Origin of the sequence: Longimicrobium sp., from assembly GCF_036388275.1 — a bacterium.
Taxonomy (GTDB): Bacteria; Gemmatimonadota; Gemmatimonadetes; order Longimicrobiales; family Longimicrobiaceae; genus Longimicrobium.
Map to the genome: position 1 here is coordinate 234,708 of NZ_DASVSF010000008.1, position 7,465 is coordinate 242,172.

The window sequence follows — 7,465 nt, forward strand, 5'->3', positions numbered from 1 at the left end:
CATTTGACATCGGCCGGCGCGCAGCGCTACGTTATTCGGTGTCTGTTCGGATTCGGGGAAACGCAGGGACGGGGTGCATGGAAGTCGCCGACAAGCTCGCTATTCTCGCCGACGCCGCGAAGTACGATGCGTCGTGCTCCAGCAGCGGCGCCAAGGGACGCAAGGGCGGGACGAAGGGGCTGGGCTCCACCGAGGGCACCGGCATCTGCCACAGCTACACGCCGGACGGCCGGTGCGTGTCGCTGCTGAAGATCCTGCTCACCAACGTCTGCATCTACGACTGCCAGTACTGCATCAACCGCAGCAGCAGCAGCGTCCGCCGCGCGCGCTTCACGGTGCAGGAAGTGGTAGACCTCACGCTGGACTTCTACCGCCGCAACTACATCGAGGGGCTGTTCCTGAGCTCCGGGATCATCCGCACCCCGGACTACACGATGGAGCAGCTGGTGCTCGTCGCGAAAACGCTGCGGCGCGAGCACGGATTCGCCGGCTACATCCACCTGAAGACCATCCCCGACGCCTCGCCCGAACTGCTGGACGAAGCCGGGCGCTGGGCCGACCGCCTGAGCATCAACGTCGAGCTGCCCACGCAGGAGAACCTCGACCGGCTGGCCCCCGAAAAGAAGCTGGTGCAGATCACCGGGGCCATGTCGCACCTGCGCGACCGCATCGACCAGGCGAAGGGTGACGCGGGGCCCCGGCGCTCGCTTCCCGTGTTCGCCCCCGCCGGGCAGAGCACGCAGATGATCGTGGGCGCCACGGACGCGACCGACGCCGCCATCCTGTCCACCGCATCGGCGCTGTACGAAGGGCCCAAGCTGCGGCGCGTGTACTACTCGGGGTTTTCGCCCATCCCCGACGCCGCGTCCGCGCTGCCCGTCGTCCCCACGCCGCTCATCCGCGAGCACCGGCTTTACCAGGCCGATTGGCTGATGCGGTTCTACGGCTTCGGCGCCGACGAGCTGACCACGCGCGAGGCACCCAACCTGGATCTTTCGATGGATCCCAAGGTCTCGTGGGCCCTCCGCAACCGCGAGCGCTTTCCCGTGGACGTGAACCGCGCCCCCAGGGAAGACCTGCTGCGCATCCCCGGCCTGGGCGCCCGAAACGTCAAGCGCATCCTGGCCTCGCGGCGGTGGATGAGCATCCGCATCGACGACCTGCGCCGGCTGGGCATTCCGCTGCGCCGCTCGCTTCCTTTCATCATCACCGCCGACCACCGCCCGACGCTGCTCGGCCCGGACTCGCTGGACCTGCGCGACCGCATCGCTCCCAAGGCCGCACAGGTGGACCTGTTCGAGTCGGCCGTGGCGGCCACGCACGGGGAGCTGTGAGGGGCAGTGCGTTGGTGCGTGAGTGCGTTCGTGCGGAAGTGAAGGCCGCGAGATGAGGACCGTCGTGTTCGCGCCGACGTTCGAGCGGTGGCGGGTGGCGGCTCGCGCGCTGCTGGTGGAGGGCGTGGAGCCGCGTTCCGTCGTCTGGCAGGCGGGGGATGACCAGCAGCCGCTGCTCGGGTTGGCGGATGATCTGCCTGACGTGGCGGCACGTTCGGCCGCGGCGGACGGGATGCGCGTGCCGCGGCGGTTCGTGGAGGCGGCGCAGTGGGTGGCGTGCCATCGCGACGCGGAGCGGTGGGGACTGATGTACCGCGTGTTGTGGCGGCTGACGCATGGGGAGCGCGGGTTGATGGAGGTGGCGCCCGACCCTGACGTGCACCGGCTGCTGCGGATGGAAAAGGCGGTGCGGCGGGCGGAGCACAAGATGAAGGCGTTCGTCCGCTTCCGCGCGGTGGAGCACGCGGGGGAAACGCGCTACGTGGCGTGGTTCGAGCCCGAGCACGACGTGGTGGAGCACGCGGCGCCGTTCTTCGCGGAGCGGTTCGCGTCGATGGCGTGGTCCATCCTTACGCCCGGCGTCTGCACGCACTGGAACGGCGAGTCGCTGTCGTTCTCCCCGGGCGTTCCCCGCTCCGCCGCCCCCGGCGAAGATGAACTCGAAGCGCTCTGGAAAACGTACTACGCCAGCACCTTCAACCCCGGCCGCCTGCGCCCCGGCGCCATGCGCGCCGAAATGCCGCTGCGCTACTGGAAGAACCTTCCCGAAGCCCCCCTGATCGCGCCCCTCCTGCACGACGCCCCCGCCCGCGTCCGCCGCATGATCGAGCAGCGCTCCGAAGAACTCAAGCGCCCTCCACGCCGCCAAACCCCCGCCGTACAAGTGGTATCGGGTCCCGAGGTCCAGCCCCCCGCGGACGATTCATAACCATCCTGCCTACGCGCACGTCCCGGGGGTGAACCCGCGGCTGGAACAGCGGAAAGCCCCGGCACAGGCCGCTAGCGCCTCCCGTTCGGGGCTTCACCTGCACGCTCAGCGCATCTGTCGTAGCGCGCCTGTCATCCCGAGGAGCGGCCACGGGAACCCTGCCGGTCCGCTGAACTCCGCAGCGACCGAGGGGCGCGCCACACAACCTTCCCAACACGAAAACCATCCAGTCCGAGAAGCCCGCGCAAGGCCCGGCTTCACCCGCGCTTTACTCGTCGTGCACGGCCTCGATCCGACGTACCGCGCGGTACATCCCGAACGCGTGAAGGTCTTCCGGGTGATAGACATGTGGCCCGTGGTGCTCAGTCAGCACGATCAACCAGCCCCGCCACTTGACGAGGAATGCGGAGTTGTAGAACAGCACCGTCCCGTCATGGTGCTGCAGGTGGACGGCGTGGCGGAGCCGGGGGTCATCCGCACGCAGGTTCGCGTCCAGAGCCGCAGCCCTGCTCTTGGCATCCTTGTAGCTGGCTGTCGTTTTCACATGACGCTCCCCAGTGAACCGCGTCGCTCACCCCTACTTCCCGTCCCCTCTGATCCGCCCTAGAACCGCGGTACTTCAAGCGGCCTCCGCGTCGCCCATCAGATACCTGAGCGACGGAGGCTCGGACGGCTCACTCGACCGCGGGCGGCTCATGATCAATACAATGTCGCCGTACCTGCTCCCCGATAAGCCATCCAATTCGTGCTCGATATCGACGCCCTGCCCTAGTTTGCTGGTCCAGTAGCCGGACTCCAGCTGGCGGGCGACATGGGTCCATTCGTTGTCCGCCGCAAAGATCGCCACCTTCTCGAGGCCGGGTACCAACTCCGCGTCGGACGCTACGACGTAACCCATCAGTTGGAAAACGGATTCGAGAGCCTTGACCGACCAGCCGATCTTGGCGGCTTCCGGCCACCATGAAAACTCGATCGGCGCCCACCACCGGCTATCCTGTCCCGCGGCCCAAGCAACGCAGTTGTATTTGCGTGACTCAGGGCTAGTAACTTGGAAGTGACCATTCCCGAGCCGTGGATACTTCGCGCGAAGCCAGTCATCCATTGAGGTATCCTCGCTCACGCCCCCAATTCAGCCAGTGTTCCGTCACGCGAGGGATGTCGCCCCGATCTGCGTGTGGGACGGGATTCTCATTGGTGATCGCATGCAGAGCCCAGAACCAGAACGAACCGGTTTCCTCCAGATCCTGGAACAACAGGGGCAATACGGGTGGCCCGAAGCCGATTATCTCCTGATATGCCGGATGCTCGAAGAGGATCTTAGGTGACGAGTGGAACTGGGTGTCCTCCCGCCAGCGCGCCGCAAGATCCTCGAAGCGCCGCACCAGATCCTCTGACACGGGCCGACTATCCGTGGTTTGAGGTGGACCGGACACCCGAGGACGCTGACGTGCCGCTGAGGCTGCCGCGGCTGCGGGTGCCACGTCGTGCCGGTAGCTGCGATCGTAGTCAACCATGGATCTCTGGATCGCTAAGGGTAACGCCGCAAGCAACGGGAGACTGTCGCACACGATTTCGAAGCTAGACACAACTCTCAAGGCCAACAAGCGGGGCGATTGCGCCACGGGTGGGATTTTTGCCAATACTCGAACGGGAATCCGGCGCGTCCGCTCCGTCCGCCGAGCGGCAAACGATCAGAATCGATGACTGAAATTTTTCGCGCGAGGCCTGCGCACCACGGGCCGGATGGGCGGTTCCGGATTCCCTGGCCGCTGGAGGTGGCGGATGCGCGGGCCGGGGGCGGCGTGCTGCGCTGGCAGTGGGAGCGGATGTGGTCCAAGCAGGCGCCGAATCCCAGCCCGTCGGACCTGCCGCGCGCCACGCCAGACATCGCGCGGCCGCGGGCAGTGGCGGACGAGATCCGCATCACCTGGATCGGACACGCCAGCTTTCTTCTGCAGCTCGGCGGGCTGAACCTGCTGACCGATCCGCACTTCAGCGAGCGGGCATCGCCGCTGTCGTGGATGGGCCCCAAGCGCTTCACGCCACCGGGCCTCGCCCTTGGCGACCTGCCGCTCATCGACGCCGTCCTGCTTTCACACGACCACTACGATCACCTCGACGAGTCGACCGTCGGCGAGCTCCACGCGACGTACGGCGATGCGCTGACGTGGATCGCGCCGCTGGGGCACGCGACGTGGCTCGCCGCGCGCGGCATCACCCGCAACGTGCACGACGTGGACTGGTGGGATACGGTGGAATTGCCCGCGGACGGCGGGCCGCTGGCCATCACCTGCGCGCCGGCCCAGCACTGGACGCGGCGCGGGCTGCGCGAGTTCAACGACCGGCTGTGGGGATCATTCGCGCTGCGGACTGCGGCGGGGCGCGGCGTCTACTTTGGAGGAGACAGCGGGTATTTTCGCGGATACGGCGAGATCGGCCGGCGGCTGGGCCCGTTCGACGTCGTGATGATGCCCATCGGCGCGTACGATCCACGGTGGTTCATGGCGCCGGCGCACATGAACCCCGAAGAGGCGGTGCGCGCCTACCGCGACCTGGGGGGGCGCGGCGCGTTCGTTCCCATGCACTGGGGCACCTTCCGCCTGACGGACGAGGACCCGCTGGAGCCGCCCCTCCGCGCTCGGAAAGCGTGGGAAGACGCGGGGCTGCCGCCGGGGGACCTGCACGTCCTGCCCCACGGCGGCACCCTCGTCCTCTGACCGTGGCTCAGGGCGTGCGGCCGGTGTCGCCCTGCGTGGGCACCGGGCCCGTGGCGCCGCTCTGCACCGGCTCGCCGAGCGCGTTGGGCACCTGCGTGGTGGAATCCGACGCGGTGGGCGACGTGCCGGGGCCGGAGGGCGCCGCCGGGTTCACGGTGCCCGCGGGCGGAAGGACACCCGGGACGGCGGTGCCCTCGGCGGCCGAATCGGCGGTGTTGGCGCTCTGGTTGGCCTCGTCGGGCGCGTTGTGCTCGCCCGCGCCGTCGCAGGCGGCCAGGGCGAGGGCGGTTAGCAGGCAGGCGGGCAGGTGGCGTAGCCTGGACATCGGCATCTCGGGATTCGGGTTGCGTGCTTCGGGTTGACGTTCCGCGCCGCCGTCTCGCATCCGCCGTACCACGCGCCGGTCAGGCCGTGGCGCCCCCGCAGCTGGAGCCCGCGCCCGCGGTGCATCCGAAGCAGTGCGGCCCCAGCACAATGTCGCGCCGGCTCAGCGCGTCCAGGTCGAAGTCGAAGATGGTCCGCGGCCCGCGCGGGTCTACCGGCAGCCCCAGCATCTGGTTGAAGTCGCAGTCGTACAGCACGCCGTCCCATCCCACCGAAAGCGTGTTGCGGCACATCACTCCCGCGGCGGCGGCGGGGTTGAAGGCCGTCACCAGCCGCTCCATGTACTCGTTCAGCCGGCCGCTCTCCGCCAGGAACTCCAGGTAGCGGCTGATGGGCATGTTGGTGATGGTGTACAGCTGGTTGAAGCGGATGCCGTACAGCCGCTCCATCTGCCGCTTCCAGTCCGCCTCGAGCGCGCCCTGGTTGCCGGGGAGGAACGTTCCCACGGGATTGGTGACCAGGTCCAGCACCAGCCCCGATCCCTCGCGTCCGTATCCCAGCTCGTTCAGCCGCCGTAGCGCCTGGATCGACTCGTCGAAAACGCCGTCCCCCCGTTGCGAGTCCGTGCCCTTGGGCCGGTAGTGCGGCAGCGAGGCGACCACGTGCACCCGGTGCTGGGCGAAGAACTCCGGGAGGTACGCGTAGTTGGGGAGCAGCGTGATGGTGAGGTTGCACCGGTCGATGACGTGCTTGCCCGCCGCCGTCGCGCGCTCGACGATCTCCCGCCACCGCTTGTGCAGCTCCGGCGCGCCCCCGGTGATGTCGACCGTGGGGATGCCGGTGGATTCGATCACCTGGATGCACCGGTCCACGACGTCGTCGGGCATCATCTCGGTGCGGTCCGGACCGGCATCCACGTGGCAGTGGCGGCACGTCTGGTTGCACTTGCGTCCCACGTTGATCTGCAGGATGTCGATCGTCGTGGGGCGCAGCGGAAGCAACCCGGCCCCGGCGAGCGCCGACTCGAAGCTCTGCGCCACGGGCACGGCGTGCAGCAGCGAGCGCTGCTCGCGCGTGGACGCCAGGCCGGAGCGGCGCTTCTGCAGGGTCGGGAGAACGCGGGACATAGGGGCAGTGCGTAAGTGCATGAGTGCGGTGGTGCGAAAGTACCGAGGGCCAAGTGCCAAGTGCCTGGTAAACGACCTTGGCCCTCGGTACTCGGCACCCGGTACTTTCCCTCTACATGCCGAGTTCGTCGGCGCGGTTGCGCATCTGGATGCCGTGCACCAGGGATGCGCCGCCGCGGATGGCTGCCGCTACGTGCACGGCCTCGGTCATCTGCTCGGTGTCGGCGCCCTTCTGAAGGCAGTCCGAGGAGTACGCGTCGATGCAGTATGGGCACTGCACCGCGTGCGCCACGGCCAGGGCGATCAGCGACTTCTCGCGCTCGCTGAGGGCCCCCTCGGCGAAGACAGCGTTGTACCAGGCGAAGAACTTCTCGGCCAGGTGCGGCGCATCCTTGCCCATCTCGCCGAAGCGGGGCAGGTCGTGCGCGTTGTAGTAGTGCGCGTGGGTTCCAGATTCCATCGATCGGTTTGTTGAGGTGCCGCGCGCCGTAGCTTGGGCGCACCTTGTACAGTAACGGCACGCCGCCATTTGGCGCCACCCGGGCTGCTCCCCCCGCCCCCTCCCGCACGGAGCTGCTGTGCGGAGAGGGGGAGGAACTTCGATCCTGATCCGATCGGGTGCTGCGAATGCCGCAGCGCCCCCCATCCCCAGCCCTTCCCCCGCAAACTGCGCGGGGGAAGGGAGCTAGCCCGGCGCGTCTGCCTGATCCGGGGTTCGGGCTGGGCTCGAGTAGCGAGCTTGGGTGCGCTTCGGCCGGTCCGGCGCATTTCCCCGGCTGCCCTCTCCCCCGGCCCCTCTCCCGCAAGCGGGAGAGGGGAGAATTCGCTCGCGCTTCGGCTGGCCTGGCGCACTCTGCTTCGCGTGCAGTCCGCGAAGGCGGACTTCGGGCCCTTGTTGCCGCGACGTAACCGTTCAGTGGGTTGTACAAAACTGTAGACTTTGTTCACATGAGCACTACATATTGTGGCCCATGAGCATCATAGAGCAGCTGGAGGCGGCTGGTGAAGTCCTCTCGCCCGCAGTGCGCGCGGCGA

At 67.9% G+C, this 7,465-nt stretch carries 9 protein-coding genes; 3 read left to right on the forward strand and 6 right to left on the reverse strand.

From position 1 onward, the window contains the following. The first annotated feature begins 77 nt into the window (after positions 1-77). Both VF632_RS03660 and VF632_RS03665 read left to right on the forward strand, forming a co-directional pair. Complete coding sequence (locus VF632_RS03660; RefSeq protein ID WP_331021492.1) at positions 78-1,334, forward strand: putative DNA modification/repair radical SAM protein; 1,257 nt, start codon at positions 78-80, stop codon at positions 1,332-1,334. Between the two features lie 52 nt (positions 1,335-1,386). Then, a complete protein-coding gene (locus VF632_RS03665) occupies positions 1,387-2,262 on the forward strand; it encodes a TIGR03915 family putative DNA repair protein (RefSeq protein ID WP_331021493.1) in 876 nt (291 codons plus the stop codon). Positions 2,263-2,530: 268 nt separating this feature from the next. Here VF632_RS03665 and VF632_RS03670 read toward each other — a convergent pair whose 3' ends face one another. The 3 genes from VF632_RS03670 to VF632_RS03680 form a co-directional block, all read right to left on the reverse strand. After that, entirely contained in the window at positions 2,531-2,806 is a 276-nt protein-coding gene (locus tag VF632_RS03670; protein WP_331021494.1) for a hypothetical protein, read from the reverse strand. 75 nt (positions 2,807-2,881) lie between these two features. Next, positions 2,882-3,364, reverse strand: a complete 483-nt coding sequence (locus tag VF632_RS03675; RefSeq protein WP_331021495.1) for a DUF7689 domain-containing protein — start codon at positions 3,362-3,364, stop codon at positions 2,882-2,884. Further along, positions 3,357-3,659, reverse strand: a complete 303-nt coding sequence (locus tag VF632_RS03680) for a hypothetical protein (protein ID WP_331021496.1) — start codon at positions 3,657-3,659, stop codon at positions 3,357-3,359. The genes VF632_RS03675 and VF632_RS03680 overlap by 8 nt, the downstream gene beginning before the upstream one ends. Positions 3,660-3,962: 303 nt before the next feature. Between VF632_RS03680 and VF632_RS03685 the strand changes: the two genes are divergently transcribed. Continuing rightward, complete coding sequence (locus tag VF632_RS03685) at positions 3,963-4,979, forward strand: MBL fold metallo-hydrolase (protein WP_331021497.1); 1,017 nt, start codon at positions 3,963-3,965, stop codon at positions 4,977-4,979. Between the two features lie 7 nt (positions 4,980-4,986). On the opposite strand, the gene VF632_RS03690 is transcribed toward VF632_RS03685, so the two are convergent. The 3 genes from VF632_RS03690 to VF632_RS03700 all read right to left on the reverse strand — a co-directional run bounded on the left by VF632_RS03690 (position 4,987) and on the right by VF632_RS03700 (position 6,890). Then, positions 4,987-5,304, reverse strand: coding sequence for a hypothetical protein (locus tag VF632_RS03690; protein WP_331021498.1), 318 nt, complete (start codon positions 5,302-5,304; stop codon positions 4,987-4,989). A gap of 79 nt (positions 5,305-5,383) precedes the next feature. Then, entirely contained in the window at positions 5,384-6,430 is a 1,047-nt protein-coding gene (arsS, locus tag VF632_RS03695; RefSeq protein WP_331021499.1) for an arsenosugar biosynthesis radical SAM (seleno)protein ArsS, read from the reverse strand. 112 nt (positions 6,431-6,542) lie between these two features. Then, positions 6,543-6,890, reverse strand: a complete 348-nt coding sequence (locus tag VF632_RS03700) for an arsenosugar biosynthesis-associated peroxidase-like protein (RefSeq protein ID WP_331021500.1) — start codon at positions 6,888-6,890, stop codon at positions 6,543-6,545. Positions 6,891-7,465: the final 575 nt, after the last annotated feature.